The organism is Phenylobacterium sp. (assembly GCF_030698145.1).
Taxonomy (GTDB): Bacteria; Pseudomonadota; Alphaproteobacteria; order Caulobacterales; family Caulobacteraceae; genus Phenylobacterium.
In genome coordinates, this window is record NZ_JAUYNW010000059.1 from 118144 (window position 1) to 135955 (window position 17812).

At 69.6% G+C, this 17812-nt stretch carries 18 protein-coding genes; 8 read left to right on the forward strand and 10 right to left on the reverse strand.

Going from position 1 to position 17812, the window contains the following annotated elements; all coding sequences use genetic code 11:
* Nucleotides 1–4 precede the first annotated feature (4 nt).
* Nucleotides 5–1681, reverse strand: a complete 1677-nt coding sequence (locus tag Q8Q77_RS08310) for a peptide ABC transporter substrate-binding protein (protein WP_305583018.1) — start codon at nucleotides 1679–1681, stop codon at nucleotides 5–7.
* A gap of 9 nt (nucleotides 1682–1690) precedes the next feature.
* Between Q8Q77_RS08310 and Q8Q77_RS08315 the strand changes: the two genes are divergently transcribed.
* The gene (locus Q8Q77_RS08315) at nucleotides 1691–2233 is read left to right on the forward strand and encodes a hypothetical protein (RefSeq protein ID WP_305583020.1); all 543 of its coding nucleotides are present in this window, start codon (nucleotides 1691–1693) and stop codon (nucleotides 2231–2233) included.
* 151 nt (nucleotides 2234–2384) lie between these two features.
* On the opposite strand, the gene Q8Q77_RS08320 is transcribed toward Q8Q77_RS08315, so the two are convergent.
* From Q8Q77_RS08320 to oppB, 3 genes are all read right to left on the reverse strand, one after another.
* Nucleotides 2385–3620 (reverse strand): acyl-CoA dehydrogenase family protein, encoded by a 1236-nt coding sequence (locus Q8Q77_RS08320; protein ID WP_305583022.1) that lies wholly within the window; start codon nucleotides 3618–3620, stop codon nucleotides 2385–2387.
* Between the two features lie 101 nt (nucleotides 3621–3721).
* Nucleotides 3722–4630 (reverse strand): ABC transporter permease, encoded by a 909-nt coding sequence (locus tag Q8Q77_RS08325; RefSeq protein WP_305583024.1) that lies wholly within the window; start codon nucleotides 4628–4630, stop codon nucleotides 3722–3724.
* Nucleotides 4627–5550 (reverse strand): oligopeptide ABC transporter permease OppB, encoded by a 924-nt coding sequence (gene oppB / locus Q8Q77_RS08330; RefSeq protein WP_305583026.1) that lies wholly within the window; start codon nucleotides 5548–5550, stop codon nucleotides 4627–4629. Before oppB ends, Q8Q77_RS08325 begins: the two co-directional genes overlap by 4 nt.
* Before the next feature lie 108 nt (nucleotides 5551–5658).
* On the opposite strand from oppB, the gene Q8Q77_RS08335 reads away from it, so the two are divergent.
* Entirely contained in the window at nucleotides 5659–6069 is a 411-nt protein-coding gene (locus Q8Q77_RS08335; RefSeq protein WP_305583028.1) for a TIGR01244 family sulfur transferase, read from the forward strand.
* Here the strand turns inward: Q8Q77_RS08335 and Q8Q77_RS08340 are convergent.
* Nucleotides 6066–6221, reverse strand: coding sequence for a hypothetical protein (locus Q8Q77_RS08340; RefSeq protein WP_305583030.1), 156 nt, complete (start codon nucleotides 6219–6221; stop codon nucleotides 6066–6068). The two genes, Q8Q77_RS08335 and Q8Q77_RS08340, sit on opposite strands and share 4 nt — an antisense overlap.
* 60 nt (nucleotides 6222–6281) lie before the next feature.
* Here Q8Q77_RS08340 and Q8Q77_RS08345 point away from each other — a divergent pair, with 60 nt between their 5' ends.
* Complete coding sequence (locus tag Q8Q77_RS08345; protein ID WP_305583032.1) at nucleotides 6282–7181, forward strand: MBL fold metallo-hydrolase; 900 nt, start codon at nucleotides 6282–6284, stop codon at nucleotides 7179–7181.
* Here Q8Q77_RS08345 and Q8Q77_RS08350 read toward each other — a convergent pair.
* Complete coding sequence (locus tag Q8Q77_RS08350) at nucleotides 7163–9454, reverse strand: long-chain-fatty-acid--CoA ligase (RefSeq protein ID WP_305583034.1); 2292 nt, start codon at nucleotides 9452–9454, stop codon at nucleotides 7163–7165. The genes Q8Q77_RS08345 and Q8Q77_RS08350 overlap by 19 nt on opposite strands.
* 148 nt (nucleotides 9455–9602) lie before the next feature.
* On the opposite strand from Q8Q77_RS08350, the gene Q8Q77_RS08355 reads away from it, so the two are divergent.
* Entirely contained in the window at nucleotides 9603–9968 is a 366-nt protein-coding gene (locus Q8Q77_RS08355) for a VOC family protein (RefSeq protein WP_305583036.1), read from the forward strand.
* On the opposite strand, the gene Q8Q77_RS08360 is transcribed toward Q8Q77_RS08355, so the two are convergent.
* On the reverse strand, nucleotides 9965–10648 hold the full coding sequence (locus Q8Q77_RS08360; RefSeq protein WP_305583038.1) for a DsbA family protein: 684 nt from the start codon (nucleotides 10646–10648) through the stop codon (nucleotides 9965–9967). The genes Q8Q77_RS08355 and Q8Q77_RS08360 overlap by 4 nt on opposite strands.
* A gap of 102 nt (nucleotides 10649–10750) precedes the next feature.
* On the opposite strand from Q8Q77_RS08360, the gene Q8Q77_RS08365 reads away from it, so the two are divergent.
* A complete protein-coding gene (locus Q8Q77_RS08365) occupies nucleotides 10751–11932 on the forward strand; it encodes an NAD(P)/FAD-dependent oxidoreductase (protein WP_305583040.1) in 1182 nt (393 codons plus the stop codon).
* A 140-nt stretch (nucleotides 11933–12072) separates the two neighbouring features.
* Here Q8Q77_RS08365 and Q8Q77_RS08370 read toward each other — a convergent pair whose 3' ends face one another.
* From Q8Q77_RS08370 to pdxH, 3 genes are read right to left on the reverse strand one after another with little or no spacing between them, the layout of a single operon-like run.
* A complete protein-coding gene (locus Q8Q77_RS08370) occupies nucleotides 12073–13245 on the reverse strand; it encodes a TIGR03862 family flavoprotein (protein WP_305583042.1) in 1173 nt (390 codons plus the stop codon).
* Entirely contained in the window at nucleotides 13242–14735 is a 1494-nt protein-coding gene (locus Q8Q77_RS08375) for a bifunctional aminoglycoside phosphotransferase/ATP-binding protein (RefSeq protein WP_305583044.1), read from the reverse strand. Before Q8Q77_RS08375 ends, Q8Q77_RS08370 begins: the two co-directional genes overlap by 4 nt.
* The gene (pdxH, locus tag Q8Q77_RS08380) at nucleotides 14732–15394 is read right to left on the reverse strand and encodes a pyridoxamine 5'-phosphate oxidase (RefSeq protein ID WP_305583046.1); all 663 of its coding nucleotides are present in this window, start codon (nucleotides 15392–15394) and stop codon (nucleotides 14732–14734) included. Before pdxH ends, Q8Q77_RS08375 begins: the two co-directional genes overlap by 4 nt.
* A 78-nt stretch (nucleotides 15395–15472) precedes the next feature.
* On the opposite strand from pdxH, the gene Q8Q77_RS08385 reads away from it, so the two are divergent.
* From Q8Q77_RS08385 to aroC, 3 genes are read left to right on the forward strand one after another with little or no spacing between them, the layout of a single operon-like run.
* Nucleotides 15473–16186 (forward strand): DnaJ domain-containing protein, encoded by a 714-nt coding sequence (locus Q8Q77_RS08385; RefSeq protein ID WP_305583048.1) that lies wholly within the window; start codon nucleotides 15473–15475, stop codon nucleotides 16184–16186.
* A gap of 32 nt (nucleotides 16187–16218) precedes the next feature.
* Nucleotides 16219–16473: an N-acetyltransferase gene (locus Q8Q77_RS08390; protein WP_305583117.1), complete on the forward strand. Its 255-nt coding sequence runs from the start codon at nucleotides 16219–16221 to the stop codon at nucleotides 16471–16473.
* Nucleotides 16474–16483: 10 nt separating this feature from the next.
* Nucleotides 16484–17617, forward strand: a complete 1134-nt coding sequence (gene aroC, locus Q8Q77_RS08395) for a chorismate synthase (protein ID WP_305583050.1) — start codon at nucleotides 16484–16486, stop codon at nucleotides 17615–17617.
* Nucleotides 17618–17812: the final 195 nt, after the last annotated feature.

Sequence of the window (17812 nt, forward strand, 5' to 3'; positions counted from 1 at the left end):
GAATTTACCCTTGTGGGACACCCTTCGCGGGCGGAGCGGGCCTTGTGGCCGTGACGCACCAGTAACGGGCGCGGTGCTGATCGACGATGTTGTCGACGAAGCCGGTGACCTTCGGGGCCACCAGGTTCTTGTTCACGTAGAAGTAGATCGGCGCGACGGGCGCGTCGGCCAGCATGATCGCCTCGGCCTGCGCCAGGTAGCCGGCCCGGACCTTGGCGTCGGGTTCGGCGTCGGCCTTGGCCAGCAGGGCGTCATAGGCCGGGTTGGCGTAGTCGCCATAGTTCTGCGGCCCGGTGGACGACTGTTGCAGGTAGAGGAAGCTCATGGCGTCGTTGTAGTCGGCGATCCAGGCGGCGTCGGCCACCTGGAAGTCGCGGGCGCGATAGGCCGCGTAGGCGATCTGGACCTCATTCTGCACCAGGCGGGCGTCGACGCCGATCGCCTTCCAGTCGGCCTGGACCGCGGGTAGGTAGAGCGAGGGGTCGGGCGTGTTGCGGTGCTTGATCTCCACCTTCAGCGGACGCTTGGGGCCATAGCCCGCCGCCGCCAGCAGGCGCCGAGCCTCGGCCTGGCGCTTCTCCAGCGGCCAGGCGGCCCAGGCCGGCGCCTTTGCCTGTTCGTAGCCGGCCACGCCGGGCGGCACGAAGGTGTAGGCGGCCGTCTGTCCGCCGCGGAACAGCTTGCTGACGATGAACTCGCGGTCGATGGCCATGGTCAGGGCCAGGCGCACGCGCCGGTCCTTGAACGCCGGCTCGGCGGCGTTGAAGGCCAGGTAGGTCACGCCGAGATAGGTGTGGGTGCGCACATAGTCCGGCGCCTTCTCCCGCAGGAAGGAGATGCGGTTCGACTGCATGTCGGCGTTCATGTCGAGTTCCCCACGCAGCACGCGGCGCTCGGCCATGGTGGCGTCGGGGGTCGGATAGAAGCGGATCTGGTCCACGCAGACCTTGTCGGCCTCGTAGAACCGCGGGTTCTTCCTAAGCTGGACATAGTCGCCCAGCTTCCAGTCGGTGACCACATAGGGTCCGTTGGACACATAGTTCCCCGGCTTGATCCAGGCGTCCCCCAGCTTCTCCACCACATGCCGCGGCACCGGGAACATGGTGTAGTGCTTGGCGAGCTGCGGCAGGTAGGGCGCCGGGTGCTCCAGCACGATCTCCAGCACCTTGGGCGAGACCGCGCGCACGCCCAGGGCGCTCGGCTCCGCCTTACCCTCGTTCACCGGCTGGGCGTTCTTGATGAGGTAGAGCAGCGAGGCGTATTCCGACGCCGTCTTCGGATCGAGTATGCGGCGCAGGGAGAAGACGAAGTCATGGGCGGTGACCGGCACGCCGTCAGACCAAGTCGCATCGCGCAGATAGAAGGTCCAGGTCAGGCCGTCGGCGCTGGTCTCCCAGCGCTCGGCCATGCCGGGGACGGCCTTCCCGTTGGGGTCGGCGTCAGTGAGCCCGACGATCAGGCTGGAGATGATCCGCTCTTCCCAGGTGCCGGTGGACTTGTGCGGGTCCAGGGTCGCCGGCTCGGATACGTTTCCGGCCTCGATGCACACCGCGCCCTGCGGACAGGGCGGCCTGGAAGGGCCCTTGGGGGAGCAGGCGGCGAGCGAAAAGACCGCCACCGCCGCCATCAGCATCTTGCCCAGCGCGGGGAGCGCCCTATCAATGCGGGACGTCGAACTCATGGGTCACGGATGACATACTTTTCCACACGCACAAAGCTGGCCGCCCTGGCCCTGGCGGGCCTGGCCCTGGCGGGGCCGGCGACCGCCGCCGAGCCCAAGATCGAGGGCCGCGCCGCCCAGTTCCAGGGCCTGCTGGACTGCAAGGTCAAGACCGATTCCGCCGAGCGCCTGGCCTGCTACGACGCGGCCGTCGGCGCCCTGGCCGGCGCCGAGCAGAAGGGCGACATCGTGGTGGTCGACCGCGAGCAGGCCAAGGCGGTCCGCCGCCAGGCCTTCGGCTTCAACCTTCCCAGCCTGGCCATGTTCGAGCGCACCGAGAAGCCGGAGGAGATCGACCGCATGACCGGTCAGGTCGCCGAGGCCTATCGCGGCGGCGACGGCAAGTGGGTGTTCGAGCTGGAAGGCGGCGCAGTCTGGGCCCAGACCGACTCCGAAACGCTCGGCCGCCGGCCCGGCAAGGGGTCGAAGGTGGAGGTCCGCAAGGCCGCCATGGGCTCCTACTTCCTCAACTCCGACGGCCAGCGCGCGGTCCGCGCCCGGCGGGTGAAGTAGGGCCTTCTTCCTCCCCCGTTTACGGGGGAGGGGGACCGCGAAGCGGTGGAGGGGGCGGCCTCAACCTCAGAGCCCAGTCTCGCCCCCTCCACCACGCCTGCGGCGCGGTCCCCCTCCCCCATTCCCGTTGGTCATGGGGGAGGAAAAGTCCCTACAGCAGATCCCCGCCGGCCGCCGAGGCCGTCGTGCCGTGCTGCTGGTAGGCCTTGATCACGTTGCGGCCGACCGTCCAGCGGTGGACCTCGTCGGGGCCGTCGACCAGGCGTTGCGACCGGATGTGGGTGTACCAGGAGGCCAGCGGGGTGTCCTGGCTGTAGCCCAGGGCCCCGTGCAGCTGGATGGCGGTGTCGACCACCTTGTGCACCATGTGGGCCAGGAACACCTTGGCGATGGAGTTCTCCTGGCGCATGTCCAGGCCCTTCTCGGCCTTGTAGGCGATGTGCAGCAGCATCAGGCGGGCCATGTAGAGTTCGCTGGCGCACTCGGCCAACATGAACTGGACGCCCTGGCGCTCGTGCAGCGGCTTGCCGAAGGTCTCGCGCTTGGTGACGTGGGCCGCGGCCATGTCCAGCGCCCGCTGAGCCATGGCCACATTGTGCATGCCGTGGCGCAGGCGGCCGTAAGCCAGGCGGTGCTGGCCCATGTTGAAGCCCTGCCCCTCACCGCCCAGCAGGTTCTCGGCCGGGACCACCAAGTCCTTGATCTCGATCTCGGAGTGGCCGCCGCCCATGATGTGGCTGAGCTCGCCTTCCACGGCCATGGTCTTGATGTCGCGCTTGATGTTGTAGCCGGGGTTCGGCAGCTCGACGATGAAGGTGGAGAACTGCTGGTGGCGTGGAGCGTCCGGGTCGGTGCGGGCCATGACCAGGGCCATGTCGGCGGCGCTGGCGGCCGATGAGAACCACTTCTCGCCGTTGAGGACGTAGTTCTCGTTGCCGTCCTTGACCGCGGTCGTCCGCATGCCGGTGGCGTCGGCGCCGGCGGCCTTCTCTGTCATGGAGTAGCAGACGCGCTTGTCGCCGGCCAAGAGCGGCTTGAGGAACTTCTCCTTCTGGTACTCGGTGCCGTGCGCCAGCAGGGTCAGCATGGTGGCGTCGTCCGGGCCCTGGCTGTTCATCGACAGCGCGCCCAGGTGGCTGCGTCCCAACTCCATCTGGACCAGGGCGTTGGCCAGGGGGCCCAGGCCCATGCCGCCGTATTCCTTGGGGATGAAGGGAAGCCACAGGCCCGCGGCCCGAGCCTTGACCCGCAGTTCGTCCAGCACGGTCTTGAAGCTTTCCTTATCGACCAGCTTCTTCTCGGCGGGAATGCACTCGTCCTCGACCCATTGACGGACCTTGAGGCGGATCGCCTTGGCGTCTTCGGGAATGTCGAAATCGATAGCCATTCGGTGTCCTCCACTGTGTGCTTTTTGTTGGCGCGCAGGGTCGGTCCATTCCGTGACGAGAGGCAAGTCGATTCGAACAATTGTTCGAATTTCCGGTCTACTCAGCGGTCCTTGGGGTCGATGGCGTCGCGCAGGCCGTCGCCGATGAAATTGAAGCTCATCAGGGTCAGGACCATGGTCAGGGACGGGAAGATCAGCAGCCAGGGCGCCAGCTCCATGTCCTGGGCGCCCCCGGCGATCAGGGTGCCCAGCGAGGCCATGGGCGGCTGCACGCCCAGGCCCAGGAACGACAGGAAGCTCTCGGCCAGGATCACCGCCGGGATGGTGAGCGTCACATAGACCACCACCGGCCCCAGCAGGTTGGGCACGATGTGCTTGGCGATGATCGCGCCTTGCGTCAGGCCCGCCGCGCGGGCGGCCTCGACGAATTCCTTGTGCTTCAAGCCCAGCGTCTGGCCGCGCACGATGCGGCTCATGGTCAGCCACTCCACCGCCCCGATGGCCACGAAGATCAAGATGATGTTCGAGCCGAAGGTGACCATCAGCAGGATCACGAAGAAGATGAAGGGCAGCGAATAGAGGATATCGACGACGCGCATCATCAGCTCGTCCAGCGGCCCGCCGACGAAGCCCGCCACCGCGCCCCAGGCGATGCCGATCACCAGCGAGACCGCGGTGGCCACCAGGCCGATGGCCAGGGAGACCCTCAGGCCCATCAGCAGCCGGGCCAGCAGGTCGCGGCCGAGCGAGTCGGCGCCCAGCAGGTGGCCGGCGGTGAGCGGCGGCGCCCAGACGTCGTTCTTGTTGATCTGGTCGTAGCTGAACGGGACCAAGGCCGGGCCGGCCAGGGCGATCGCCACCAGGGCCAGCAGGACCACGACGCCGGTGACCGCCGCGCCGTTGCGCAGCAGGCGGCGGCGGGCGTCGTCCCAGAGGCTGCGACCCTTGACCGCCTTCTCCATCAGGTCCGCGCCGGCCCGCGAGCCGGGCGCCAGGATCGGTCCGGTCATGACAGGCGCACCCGCGGATCGAGCAGGGCGTAGAGCAGGTCGGCGATCAGGTTCAGCACCAGGATCAGGGCGGCGTAGAAGATCACCATGCCCATGACCACGGTGTAGTCCCTCTGCAGGGCCGAGATGACGAAGAACTTCCCCAGGCCCGGCAGGTTGAAGATCTTCTCCACCACCAGCGATCCGGTCAGCAGGCCCGCGCAGGCCGGGCCCAGATAGCTGACCAGGGGCAGGATCGCCGCGCGCAGGGCGTGCTTCATGACGATGCGGTGCTCGGGCAGGCCCTTGGCGCGGGCCGTGCGCACGTAGTTGGAATGCAGCACCTCGATCATCCCGGCCCGGGTCAGCCGCGAGATGATGGCGATCTGCGGCAGGGCCAGGACCGTGATCGGCAGGATCAGATTGGCCAGGGCCCCGCCGTTCCATCCGCCTGAGGGAAGGATCTGCAGCTTGGACCCGAACAGCAGCACCAGCAGCGGCGCGGTGACGAAGGTCGGGATGCAGACGCCGACGATGGCCACCGCCATGACGCCGTAGTCGATGGTCCCGTTCTGCCGAAGCGCCGCCAGCACGCCCAGGGTCACGCCCACCACGCCGGCGATGGTGATGGCCGACAGGCCCAGGATCAGGCTGACCTTGTAGTTCTCCTTGAGGATCTGCAGGACGCTCTTGTCCTTGTATTTCAGGGACGGGCCGAAGTCGCCGCGCGCCACATCCTTGATATAGTTGAAATATTGCTCGGAGATCGGCTTATCCATGCCGTACTTGGCCATGACGTTACGCTCGATCTCGGGGGAGAGCTTGCGATCCATGTCGAAGGGGCTGCCCGGCGCCGCGCGCATCATGAAGAAGGCGACGGTGACGACGAGGAACAGCGTCGGGATGGCCACGAGCAGCCGACGGCCTATGAAACGCAACATCTTCGGAGGGCTCGAGGTGGGGCCTTTTGACGGCCGGGCGTTGCGAAACTTCCACCGGCCCCCGATGATGTCAACGAACCGCCCTCCTCCTCATGCCTGGCGCCGCAAATGACCGAATTCCGACGTGTGACCGACACCCTGTCCGTCAGCCCCCAGATCGGGCTGGAGGACCTCGCGACCGCCGCGGCGCAGGGGTTCAAGCTGGTGATCAACAACCGCCCCGACGGGGAGGATCCCGCCCAGCCGACGAGCGCCCAGGTCGAGGCCGCCGCCCGGGCCGCAGGCCTGGACTATGTGCACATCCCGGTGCGAGGGGGGCCGACCCCCGACCAGGTGGAGGCCAATCACGCCGCGGTGGAATCGGCCGGCGGCCCGGTGCTGGCCTTCTGCCGCTCAGGCACGCGGTCGATCGTCACCTGGTCGCTGGGCGAGTTCCACGCCGACGCCCGGACCCGCGACGAACTGGTCGAGCTGGGAAGCCAGGCCGGCTACGACCTGTCGGGCGCTTTCCCGCGCTAGAGGCGGAGCTGGACGCCGGCCGTGCGCTTTTCGCCGGGCTCGGGCTCGCCGCGCGCCATGGCCAGGACCATATGCGCCGCAAGGATACACAACAGGGCGAAGGCCGCGCGCTGAAGCCGTTTTGAAACAAAGATCGCCGCGTCAGCCGCCATGACATCCCCACTGGACGGGTTACAGGGATGTCGAGGCAAGACCGGCGCCGGAGCTGACCGATGATCCCCTATGTTCGCGACATCAAATTCGACTACGGCGCCTGCGACCAGGTCTCGCCGCTGATCCGACGGGTGGTGGCCAACAATCCCGGCCCCTTCACCTTTCTCGGCACCGGCACCTATATCGTCGGCCGCGGCGAGGTGGCGGTGATCGATCCCGGCCCCGACCTGCCCGAGCACCTTGAGGCGATCCTGGCGGCGCTGGAACCCGGCGAGCGGGTCAGCCACATCCTGGTGACCCACCACCACTCCGACCACTCCCCCCTGGCCAGGCCGCTGCAGGAAAAGACCGGCGCGCCGATCTACGGCTGCGCGGTGGGCGCCCAGGCCGAGGAGTCGACCATCAAGACCGAGGCCGGCTCGGACTTCGGCTTCGCGCCCGACATCAGCCTCTGCGGCGGCGGGACGGTGCTGAAGGGGCCCGGCTGGACCCTGGAGGCGATCGCCACTCCAGGCCACACGTCGAACCACATCTGCTTCGCCCTGATCGAGGAGAACGCCCTGTTCTCCGGCGACCACATCATGGGCTGGTCGACCACGGTGATCACGCCGCCGGACGGCGACATGACCGACTACATGGACAGCCTGGAGCTGGTGAAGGCGCGGGGGTTCTCGACGCTATGGCCCACCCACGGCCCGCCGGTCACCGAGGTGACGCCGTTCATCGAGGCCTATATCGCCCACCGCCGGGCGCGAGAGGCCCAGGTGCTGGACGCCGTCGCCCAGGGCCATGGGCGGATCAAGGACATGGTGCCGGTGCTCTACGCCGCGGTGGACAAGCGCCTGTGGCCGGCGGCCTCGCGCTCGGTGCTGGGCCACATGATCGACCTGGTCCGCCGCGGCCTGGTGACCACCGACGGTGAGGCCGGGCTCGACAGCGACTACCGACTGGCGGGCTGAGCCGCCGCGGCCGGCGGCGCCTGGGCCCCGGCGTTGCGGGCCACCACGTAGGCTCCCAGGGTCGCGGCGCTGATCGCCAGCACCATCAGCCCGCGCAGCCAAAAGCGGTTGAACCCCGCCAGCAGGGCGACGCCCAGCCCGACCACGCCGGTGGCCACGCTGATCAGCGCCACCTGCGGCGCCAGGTCGAGCGCCAGCCGCACGAAGGCCGCGCGGTCCATCAGGTTGAGCTGCACGCCCAAGAAGGCGACCGCCACCATGGCGGCCGGGGTGATCGCCACGATGGCGGCCAGCTTCAGATAGAGGTCGGCGAACCGCGCGCGGCCCGGCGAAACCCGTTTGGCGGGCGCCGCCGGCGCGAACATCGGCTGGGCTATGACGCTCTCGGCGGGCGGCAGCCCCGGGCCGGCGTGGGTCGCCGGCTCAGCGGGAAAAGGGACGTCGGCGTCCGCCGGGGCCTCCCCGGCCTTGGCTTCCGAAGCGGCCGGGAAGGCCGCCACCACCGGCTCGGGCTTGGGCTCGATCCGCTGGGCGGCGTTCGGCGTCCACTCCAGGCTCGCGGCCTCCAGGTTCGGAGGCTCCGGCTGTGGCGCGTAGATCTTCGGCTCGGGCGTGGCGGCGAGCGCCACCGCCGGCGCGGCGGCCGCGGCCGCGGCCGGCAGGACGTAGTCCTTCATCCGGTCGCGGATCAGCTTCTTGTCGATCTTGCCCGTGGCGCCCAGCGGGATGTCATCGACGAACACCACGTCATCGGGGGTCCACCACTTGGCGATCTTGCCCTCCAGGAAGTCGAGAAACTCCTTGGGCGTCGAGCTCTCGCCGGCATTGAGCTTGACCAGCAGCAGCGGGCGTTCGTCCCACTTGGGGTGGGCCACGCCGATCACGGCGGCCAGTTCGGCCTTGGGATGGCCCGCGGCGATGTTCTCGATCTCGATGGAGGAGATCCACTCGCCGCCGGACTTGATGACGTCCTTGGCGCGGTCGGTGATCTGCATGAACCCGTGCTCGTCGACGGTGGCCACGTCGCCAGTGTCGAAATAGCCCTCGGCGTCGAGGATCTTGCCGCCCTCGCCCTTGAAGTACTCGCCGACCACGAAGGGCCCAGAGACCTTCAGTCGCCCGAAGGTGGTCCCGTCGTGCGGCAGCTCCTTGTCGTCGTCGTCCACCAGCTTGAGCTGGATGCCCAGCGGCGCGCGCCCCTGCTTCAGCTTGAACTGCAGCTGCTGCTCGGGGTCCATGGCCGCGATCAGGTGGTTCGGCGTGGCCTGGGTGCCCAGCGGCGAGGTCTCCGTCATGCCCCAGGCGTGGGTGACATCGACGCCGTACTCGTCGCGGAAGCCGCGGACGATGGCCTCGGGCACCGCCGAGCCGCCGATGACCACGCGTTTCAGGGTGGTGATCTTGCCATTGGTGGCGCGCAGGTGGGTCAGCAGCATCTGCCAGACCGTCGGCACCGCGGCCGAATAGGTGACGCCCTCGGTCTCCAGCAGCTCATGGACCGAGGCCCCGTCCAGCTTGGCGCCCGGCATGACCAGCTTGGCCCCCACCGCCGGCGCCGAGAAGGCCAGGCCCCAGGCGTTGGCGTGGAACATCGGCACGACCGGCAGCACGGTGTCGGCGGCTTTGATGCCCAGCACGTCCGAGCCCATGGTGACCAGGGTGTGGAGGAAGTTCGAGCGGTGCGAATAGAGCACGCCCTTCGGATTGCCGGTGGTCCCGGAGGTGTAGCAGAGGCCCGCGGCGGTGTTCTCGTCGAACCCGCCCCAGGCGCAGTCGGGCGAGGCCTGCTCGACCAGGGTCTCGAAACAGAGCGCGCCCGGGAAGTCCTTGGGCAGGCGGTCGGGATCGGTCAGGACCACGATGTGCTGCACCGTCGGCATCTTCGCCCGGTTCTCGAGCAGCACCGGCAGGAAGGTCAGGTCGGTGAAGATGAGCTTATCTTCGGCGTGGTTGACGATGTAGCAGAGCTGCTCGGCGAACAGGCGCGGGTTGAGGGTGTGGCAGACCGCACCGATCCCCATGATCCCGTACCAGGCCTCGATGTGGCGGGCGGTGTTCCAGGCGAGCGTCGCGACCCGGTCGCCGGGTTGGACGCCGAGCGCCAGCAGGGCGTTGGACACCCGCTGGGCGCGGGCGTGGATCTGCGCATAGGTCGTGCGCACGATCGGCCCTTCGACCGAGCGGCTGACCACTTCGCGGGCGCCGTGCCAGGTCTTGGCGTGGTCGATGATCTTGTCGACCGTCAGCGGCCAGTCCTGCATCAAACCTTGCATATGGTCTCCTCCCGACACCGGCCCCTCGGGCGCGGCGTTAAGCTAAAGATCGCCGTTAGATTTCGCAACGCGGCGCCCGTTTGACGCGAGGACGGTCTGGCGGGCCGCGCCGGGCCCTGGCATGCTGGGTCGCTCAGAGGAGGCGCCGATGGCGACTGTCCGCTACCTGGTGAACGACGTGGCGGCCTCAGTGGCCTTCTATGTCGACGGTCTCGGTTTCGAGGTGGTCCAGCAGTTCGGCCCGGCCATGGCCATCGTGAAACGCGACGACCTGACATTGTGGGTTGCGGGACCCCAGGCCTCGGCCGCTCGTCCCATGCCCGACGGACGGCGGCCCGAACCCGGCGGCTGGAACCGCTTCGTCCTGCCGGTGGACGACATCGAGGCCACCGTCGCGGCGCTCAAGGCCCACGGCGCGACCTTTCGCAACGAGATCGTTGTCGGGCCTGGCGGCCGCCAGATCCTCTGCGAAGATCCGTCCGGGAATGTGGTGGAGCTGTTCCAGCCGGCCTAGCGCGGCGGGCCGGCCTTGCGCGCGGCGGCGACGGCGCGGGCGAGATCGCGGTCGTCGAGACCGCCCTTCACCAGATAGGGCCCGACGAGATAGGCGGGCGTTCCTTCCACGCCCAGCGACCAGGCCTGGCCGGCCTGGCGGTTCAGCCGCGCCTCGATCTCGCCGGCGCGCGCGGCCTGGTCGGCCTGGAGCCTCGGCCAGTCGGCGCCGGCCTCGATGGCGATGTCTCGGATCCGCTCGGCGTCCAGCTTGGATCGACTGGCCATCAGGGCGCGGTGGACGTCGGCGTACTTGCCCTGGGCGTCGGCGGCCAGGGCGGCCCGCGCCGCCAGGACCGAGGCCTCGCCCAGGATCGGCCAGTCCTTGTAGACCACCCGGACCCGACCATCATTGGCCGCGACCCGCTCCAGCGCCGCGTCGGTCCGTTTGCAGACCGGGCACTGGTAGTCGGTGAAGACCACCACGACGACGTCGGCGTCGTCGGGACCGATCCTGGGTCCGCCGTCGTCCTTCAGCACGGCGGCGACCACCGGCGTCAGGGTCAGCGCGCGCCAGGGCGGCGGGCGGTTCTGCAGATAGAACGACATCGCCGCGCCCAGCAGCAGGGCGATCGCCAGGGTCAGGCGCGGTCGCCGGGCGACGAGCGAAGGACGGGGGCCTGGCGGGGTCTCAAGAGCCATGGCTTCCGTTCGCCCGGACGGCGCGCGGGCGCAAGGCGTGATTGACTTCCCTCGCCGCTCGCTATCGAAACGGCCCTCGGAGCGCCGTGGAGAGACGAGACCTTGGAATTCTTCGACGTCGTGGTGGTCGGGGCCGGCGCGGCGGGCATGATGTGCGCCATCGAGGCGGGCCGGCGCGGGCGCAAGGTGCTGGTCATCGACCACGCCGCGGCGGCCGGCGAGAAGATCCGCATCTCCGGCGGCGGGCGCTGCAACTTCACCAACATCAACGCCGGCCCGGCCAACTTCCTGTCGGCCAATCCGCACTTCGCCATCTCGGCCCTGCGCCGCTACACGGCCAAGGACTTCGTCTCCTGGGTGGAGCGCTCGGGCGTCGCCCATCACGAGAAGACCCTCGGCCAGCTGTTCTGCGACGGCTCGGCCAAGGAGATCATCGCCATGCTGCTGGACGCCATGCGGGACGCGGGTGTGACGCTGCGGCTGCGGACCGCCGTGGCGCAGGTCGAGCGGACCGAGGCGGGGTTCCAGCTCGTCACCGCCGACGGACGCAAGATCGCCTGCGAGGCCCTGGTGGTCGCCAGCGGCGGCAAGTCGATCCCCAAGATGGGCGCCACCGGATGGGGCTACGACATCGCCCGGCAGTTCGGGCTGGGGATCGTCGAGACGCGGCCGGCCCTGGTCCCGCTCACCTTCGAGATCGGCCTGCTCGAACGCCTCAAGCCCCTGGCCGGGGTGGCGGTCGACGCCGTCGCCGCCCACGGCAAGACCCGCTTCGCCGAGGCCATGCTGTTCACCCATCGCGGCCTGAGCGGCCCCGTCATCCTGCAGATCTCGTCCTTCTGGCGCGAGGGCGAGGAGGTGGTGATCGACATGGCGCCGGGCGTCGACATCGCCCAGACCCTGAAGGCGGCGCGCTCAGGGCGCGGCAAGCAGGCCGTGGTCACCGTGCTGGCCGAACACCTGCCGCGGCGCCTGGCTCAGCTGATCGCCGAGGAGGTCGGCGCCACCGCCAATGTCGGCGACCTGTCGGACAAGGCCATCGGCCGGCTCGACGCGGCGGTGAACGCCTGGCGGGTGAAGCCGGTGGGCTCGGAAGGCTACCGGACCGCCGAGGTCACCCTGGGCGGGGTCGACACCCGCGACCTGGACTCCAAGACCCTGGCGGCGCGCGAGGTCCCCGGCCTCTACTTCATCGGCGAGGTGGTGGACGTCACCGGCTGGCTGGGCGGCTACAATTTCCAGTGGGCCTGGTCGTCGGGATGGGTGGCTGGTCAGGCTGTTTAGGGTTCTTCAAATCCTCCCCTTCTGGGGGAGGGGGCGCGTCGCCCACTTCGGCGACGTGACGGAGGGGGCTCAAGCCCACAAACGAGAGTCAAAGTCCCCCTCAGTCAGCTTCGCTGGCAGTTCCCCCAGAGAGGGAGCATCTAGGAAAGCCGCTTCAGCACGCCCTTGGCCGCGGCCACCCCGGTGGCGAAACAGGCCTGGAGCAGGTAGCCGCCGGTCGGCGCCTCCCAGTCCAGCATCTCGCCCGCCACGAAGACGCCCGGCCGTTCGCGCAGCATCAGGTCGGCGTCGAGCGAGGCGAACGTCACGCCGCCGGCCGTGGAGATGGCGCGGTCCAGGGGCTGGGGCGCGATCAACTGGACCGGGACGGACTTGATGCGGCGGGCGAGGCTCGCCGGCTCCTTCGGCACATGGCCCGCTTCGCGCAGCAGGCCGATCTCGGCGGCGTTCAGGCCCGCCTTGCGCAGGACGTTGGCCTGGGATTGGCCGAGACCGGAGGCCGCGAGCTTGGCTTGGAGACGTCCCGTGGAGACATCCGGCCGCAGGTCGATCTCCAGCTTGGCCGGGCCGGACGCCGCGATCGCCTCGCGCAGGGCCGACGACAGGGCGTAGACCCCGCCGCCCTCGATCCCGCTCGCCGTCAGCATGATCTCGCCGCGCACCGTGCGGCCGCCGAAGCCGAGCGCCAGGGCCTTGAGCGGCGTCCCGGCGAAACGGTCGCGGAACACCTCGCTCCAGGCGACCTGGAAACCGCAATTGGCCGGCGCGAGCGGCGCGACCTGCGGCAGCAGCGCCGTCCAGGCGCCGTCCGAGCCGAGCTTGGGCCAGCTCGCCCCGCCGAGCGCCAGGATCGTCGCCTTCGCGCGGACGGTCTCGCCGCTCTTGAAGGTCAGGTCGCCGTCCACGTTCCAGCCCGTCCATTCCTGGCGCAGGCGGAACTCGACCCCCCGCCCCGCCAGCCGCGCCAGCCAGGCGCGCAAAAGCGGCGAGGCCTTGAGGGCCTTTGGAAACACCCGGCCGCTGGAGCCGATGAAGGTCTCCTGGCCCAGGCCCTCGGCCCAGACGATCAGGTCGATGGGCGAAAAGGCTTCGATCCAGGGCGCCAGCGTCTCCGACCGCGATCCGTAACGCCCGATGAAGGCGTCCAGGTCTTCAGAGTGGGTGAGGTTCAGGCCGCCGCGTCCGGCCATCAGGAACTTGCGCCCCAGGCTCGGCATGCGGTCGTAGACCGTGACCGACCGGCCGGCCGCGCTGAGCACCTCCGCCGCCATCAGGCCCGCGGGTCCGCCGCCAACGATCGCGACGTCGCTCATGGGCTCGCATAGGTCGCCGACCATGCCTCCGCGGCGTCCTGGGCGGGGCCGGAGGCGTCGACCCTCACCCAGCCGATCTCGCCGACATCACGGTCGAGCTGCATCTGCAGGGTGGCGACCGTGGCGTCCGAGGCGTCGCTCTCGCGGCCCTCGATGCGCGCGGCCAGCTCCTCGGCCGAGGCTTCCAGCCAGACCCCGTGGAAGGGCACGCCGTCCAGGATGGCGATCTCCTCGGCCCGGGCGCGCAGTTCGGGGGCGATGAAGGTGGCGTCCACCACCACGGCGCGGCCGGCGGCCAGCAGGCGCCGCGCCTCAGCGAACAGGGTGTCGTAGACCTCGGCGTAGAAGGCGGGCGAATAGACGCTGGCCGGCATGCGGGCGTCCGGCGCCACCTTCAGCAGCCGCTTGCGGATCTCGTCGGTGCGCAGCACCACCGCGCCTGGCGAGGCGCCCAGGCCCGGCGCGATCAGCCGGGCGAAGGTCGACTTGCCCGAGCCCGACAGCCCGCCCACCGCCGTCAGCCTGGGCGGCGGCGGCGAGAGGTGGGCGAGCGCCGCGTCGAGATAGGCGATGGCCGCAGCGTCGTCGCCGCTGTGGGCCTGGACGTGGGCGCGCACCCCAGCGCGGACCGCCAGCATCAGCGGCAGGGTCGCCAGCCCGTCCAGGATCTCGGGGCCGAAGTGGCGGCCCGCCTCGTCCAGATAGGCCGACAGCACCCGCACCGCGGCGTCGCGGCGGCGGCGGAAGTCGAGGTCCATCAGCAGGAAGGCGAGGTCGTACTGGATGTCGATGTCCGACAGCACGTCGTTGAACTCGATGCAGTCGAAGAGGACTGGATGGCCGCCCTCCAGCAGGATGTTCCCCAGGTGCAGGTCAGCGTGGCAGTGGCGGGCCAGGCCAGCCGCGCGGCGCGCGTCCAGCAGGGCCTCGCGGCGGAAATACTCGGCGTCGGTGGCGGCGACCACCGCCTCGACCCGCACCTCGCCCAGGCGACCGGTCATCTCGCGCAGCAGCTTGGCGTTGGAATCGATGGTGTATTTCAGCGCCTTGCCGCCTCCGCCCTGGGGCCGGATCGTGGCGGCGGCATGGGCGCCGGCCACCACGCGGCCGAGCGCGTCGGCGAGCTGGCCGGTGACCGCCCAGGGCTGGGCCGACAGCACGGCGTCCTCGTCGAAGCGGCGCATCTCCAGCACATGCTCGACCACCGGGCCCGGGCCGTCCAACTCCAGCCCGCCGCTGTCGGCGCGGGTGACCTTGCGCACGGCGCGGTAGATGTCGGACGAGGCGGCGCGGTTGAAGCGGAGCTCGCGCTCCAGGGCCCAGAGCCGCAGCTCCAGGCTGGAATAGTCCAGGTAGCCGAGATCGACCCGGCGCTTGACCTTGTAGGCGGTCTCGCCGGCCAGGAAGACCCGGGCGCAGGCGGTCTCGATGCCCTTATCGGCGGCCTCGCCGAACCAGGCGGCGACCTCGGCTTCTTCCAGGTCGTTCATGGGTAGAGCCGTTGGGTGGTCCAGCCCTCGCCGGACCGCACGAACACCAGGCGCTCATGCAGACGGAACGGGCGGTCGCGCCAGAACTCGATGGCGTCGGGGCGGACCCGCCAGCCCGACCAATGCGGCGGCCGGGTGACCTTGCCCAGGCCGAACTTCAGGCCGATCTCGGCGATCCGCTTTTCCAGGGCCAGGCGGTTGGGCAGGACCTGCGACTGGTCCGAGGCCCAGGCGCCGATCTGGGCCGGACGGGCGCGGGTGGCGAAATAGGCGTCAGCCTCTTCCGGCGTCACCGGCGTCACGGTCCCGCGCAGGCGCACCTGGCGGCGCAGGGACTTCCAGTGGAACAGTAGGGCCGCCTTGGGATTGGCCGCGAGCTGGCGGCCCTTGGCGCTGCCGAGATTGGAATAGAAGACGAAGCCGTCGGGGCCGGCGTCCTTCAGCAGCACCATGCGTAGGTCGGGCATGCCCGCCTCATCGACGGTGGCCAGGGCCATGCCGTTGGCGTCGTTGGGCTCCTTGGCCACGGCCTCCTTCATCCACTCGGCGAAGAGGGCGAAGGGGTCCTGGGCGCTGAGCAGCGGCGGCGGTTCGGCGTTCGTCACCTGACGGACGTAGTCGTCCTCGCTGGGGGAGGCGGGAATGTCGGCTTTGCTCATGGCCGCGATATAGCGCGCGGCAGGGATCGCGTCAGCGTTTAACGCCGCATTGACCCGACGCGGGCGAGACTCTGGGCGATGGCCGGCCCCAATACCTCCATGATGAGCCTGAAACGCGCCCGCGAGGTGCTGGACGCGACCGCCCAGGCGACGCCCGCCGAGCTGCGACGCGCCTTCCGCGAGGCCGCCAAGCTGGCCCACCCCGATCGCAAGGGCGGCGACGCCGCCCGCTTCCGCGAGGTGGTCGAGGCCTATCACCTGCTGCACGACGCCAGACCCGCCGACCGCATCGTCCAGCCGCCGGCCACGGTGGCGCGTCCCGCCCGCGCCTCGGAGGGCAAGATCCTGCCCGTCCCGCCGCTGCTGGCCATGACCGGCGGGCCGATGGAGCACCTCTCGACCGACGGACGGCGCATCAAGCTCAACCTGCCGCCCGGACTGCGCGCCGGCGACAAGGTCCGCGCCGGGGAGGCCGAGTTCGAGGTCGCCCTGCGCGGCGACGGCCAGATGCTGGTGCGTGGCGACGACCTGTGGATCACCGTGCCGCTGGATCCGCGCCTGCTGGCCGAGGGCGGCCGCATCGCGCTCGAGACCCCGCTGGGCCGCCGGGTGGTCTGGATCACCAGGAAGGCCGGCGAGCGCGGCCTGGTGCGCCTGGTCGGCCAGGGCCTGCCCGCCCGCGGACGCCACCGCCAGGGCCACCTGTTCCTGCGCCTGACCCTGCAGACCCGGAAGACGGACACTGCAGCGCAGACACTGCGGCAACGGTTCGCCGCGGCCTGGGCCGCCTAGGTAGGCTCAGGCTTGGCCTTGCGGCGGGCGGTCTGGAACTCGACTGGCTTATGGTGGACCCCGCCCACCATGGGTCTGGACTGGCGCGCGTACTGATGGAGGCGGGTCTCGATTGGCTGGGGCGCGACCGGCCAATCTGGCTGAACGTGATCCGGCGCAATTGGCGGGCCATCGCCTTCTACGAGCGTTTCGCCTTCCGGATCGACGCGGGGGCCGTAACGGCGCACGCCGTCCCACACTGGATCATGCGGCGCAGCGGCTTTCCCGCGTGGTCAAAAACCGGCTAAAAGCGCGGCCATGTCGCACAACAGCTTCGGCCACCTGTTCAGAGTCACCACCTGGGGCGAGAGCCACGGGCCGGCCCTGGGCTGCGTGGTCGACGGCTGCCCGCCCGGCATCCCCCTGACCGCCGAGGACGTGCAGGTCTGGCTGGACCAGCGCCGGCCCGGCCAGGGCAAGTTCGTCACCCAGCGCCAGGAGCCGGACGCGGTGAAGATCCTGTCCGGTGTCTTTCAGGACGAGAAGACCACCAAGGAATTTGGGGGCCAGGTCACCACCGGCACGCCGATCTCCATGGTCATCGAGAATGTCGACCAGCGCAGCCGCGATTATGGCGAGATCGCCACCCAGTTCCGGCCGGGCCACGCCGACTACACCTATTTCGCCAAATACGGCGTGCGTGACTATCGCGGCGGCGGCCGGGCCTCGGCACGCGAGACGGCGGCGCGCGTGGCGGCCGGGGCGGTGGCGCGCAAGATCCTGGCCGGCGTCGTCATCCGCGGCGCGGTGGTCCAGATCGGCCCGCACGCCGTCGACCGCGAGCGCTTCGACTGGGACCAACGCACGCAGAACCCCTTCTGGTGTCCGGATGCGGCCATGGTCCCCATCTGGGAAGAGCACCTGGAGACCGTGCGCAAGGCCGGATCCTCCACCGGCGCCATCGTCGAGGTCGAGGCGCTGGGCGTGCCTGCCGGCTGGGGCGCGCCGGTCTATGGCAAGCTGGACGCCGAGCTGGCCGGAGCCCTGATGTCGATCAATGCGTCCAAGGGCGTGGAGATCGGCGCGGGCTTCGCCTCGGCCGCCTTCTCCGGCGAGGAGAACGCCGACGAGATGCGCATGGGCAACGACGGCCCTCTGTTCCTGTCCAACAGCGCCGGCGGCATCCTCGGCGGCATATCCAGCGGCCAGCCGGTGGTGGCGCGGGTGGCGTTCAAGCCCACCTCCTCCATCCTCAGCCTGCGTCGCTCGATCGACGAGACGGGCCAGGAGATCGACCTGCGCACGAAGGGCCGCCACGATCCCTGCGTGGGTCTGCGCGCGGTCCCGGTGGTGGAGGCCATGACCGCCTGCGTGCTGGCCGACGCCTTCCTGCGCCATCGCGCGCAGACCGGCGGCGGCGCGTTCTCGCCGGGCGATCCCAAGCGCAGATAGGTCATCCTGGCCAAGGAATCCGGTGGCGCCGGCTTAACTATTCTTAACACCGACAAGCCGATTCCGAATTGATTTCGGCGAACATCGTTTTGCGGGTTGACGTTATTTGTTTCAGACAGGTAATGACCCGCTCGCACGGCGCGCCGGCTCCTGATTCGCTGCAACCGTGACGAGATATTGGGCGAGCCTTCAACG

Excerpts from the sequence above, each read along its gene's own strand:
- aroC (WP_305583050.1), top strand. The coding sequence starts at position 16,484 with ATGTCGCACAACAGCTTCGGCCACCTGTTCAGAGTCACCACCTGGGGC.
- pdxH (WP_305583046.1), bottom strand. The coding sequence starts at position 15,394 with ATGAGCAAAGCCGACATTCCCGCCTCCCCCAGCGAGGACGACTACGTC.
- Q8Q77_RS08370 (WP_305583042.1), bottom strand. The coding sequence starts at position 13,245 with ATGAGCGACGTCGCGATCGTTGGCGGCGGACCCGCGGGCCTGATGGCG.
- Q8Q77_RS08385 (WP_305583048.1), top strand. The coding sequence starts at position 15,473 with ATGGCCGGCCCCAATACCTCCATGATGAGCCTGAAACGCGCCCGCGAG.
- Q8Q77_RS08310 (WP_305583018.1), bottom strand. The coding sequence starts at position 1,681 with ATGAGTTCGACGTCCCGCATTGATAGGGCGCTCCCCGCGCTGGGCAAG.
- Q8Q77_RS08375 (WP_305583044.1), bottom strand. The coding sequence starts at position 14,735 with ATGAACGACCTGGAAGAAGCCGAGGTCGCCGCCTGGTTCGGCGAGGCC.
- Q8Q77_RS08315 (WP_305583020.1), top strand. The coding sequence starts at position 1,691 with ATGACATACTTTTCCACACGCACAAAGCTGGCCGCCCTGGCCCTGGCG.
- Q8Q77_RS08360 (WP_305583038.1), bottom strand. The coding sequence starts at position 10,648 with ATGGCTCTTGAGACCCCGCCAGGCCCCCGTCCTTCGCTCGTCGCCCGG.
- Q8Q77_RS08340 (WP_305583030.1), bottom strand. The coding sequence starts at position 6,221 with ATGGCGGCTGACGCGGCGATCTTTGTTTCAAAACGGCTTCAGCGCGCG.
- Q8Q77_RS08355 (WP_305583036.1), top strand. The coding sequence starts at position 9,603 with ATGGCGACTGTCCGCTACCTGGTGAACGACGTGGCGGCCTCAGTGGCC.
- Q8Q77_RS08335 (WP_305583028.1), top strand. The coding sequence starts at position 5,659 with ATGACCGAATTCCGACGTGTGACCGACACCCTGTCCGTCAGCCCCCAG.
- Q8Q77_RS08350 (WP_305583034.1), bottom strand. The coding sequence starts at position 9,454 with ATGCAAGGTTTGATGCAGGACTGGCCGCTGACGGTCGACAAGATCATC.
- Q8Q77_RS08320 (WP_305583022.1), bottom strand. The coding sequence starts at position 3,620 with ATGGCTATCGATTTCGACATTCCCGAAGACGCCAAGGCGATCCGCCTC.
- Q8Q77_RS08345 (WP_305583032.1), top strand. The coding sequence starts at position 6,282 with ATGATCCCCTATGTTCGCGACATCAAATTCGACTACGGCGCCTGCGAC.
- oppB (WP_305583026.1), bottom strand. The coding sequence starts at position 5,550 with ATGTTGCGTTTCATAGGCCGTCGGCTGCTCGTGGCCATCCCGACGCTG.
- Q8Q77_RS08325 (WP_305583024.1), bottom strand. The coding sequence starts at position 4,630 with ATGACCGGACCGATCCTGGCGCCCGGCTCGCGGGCCGGCGCGGACCTG.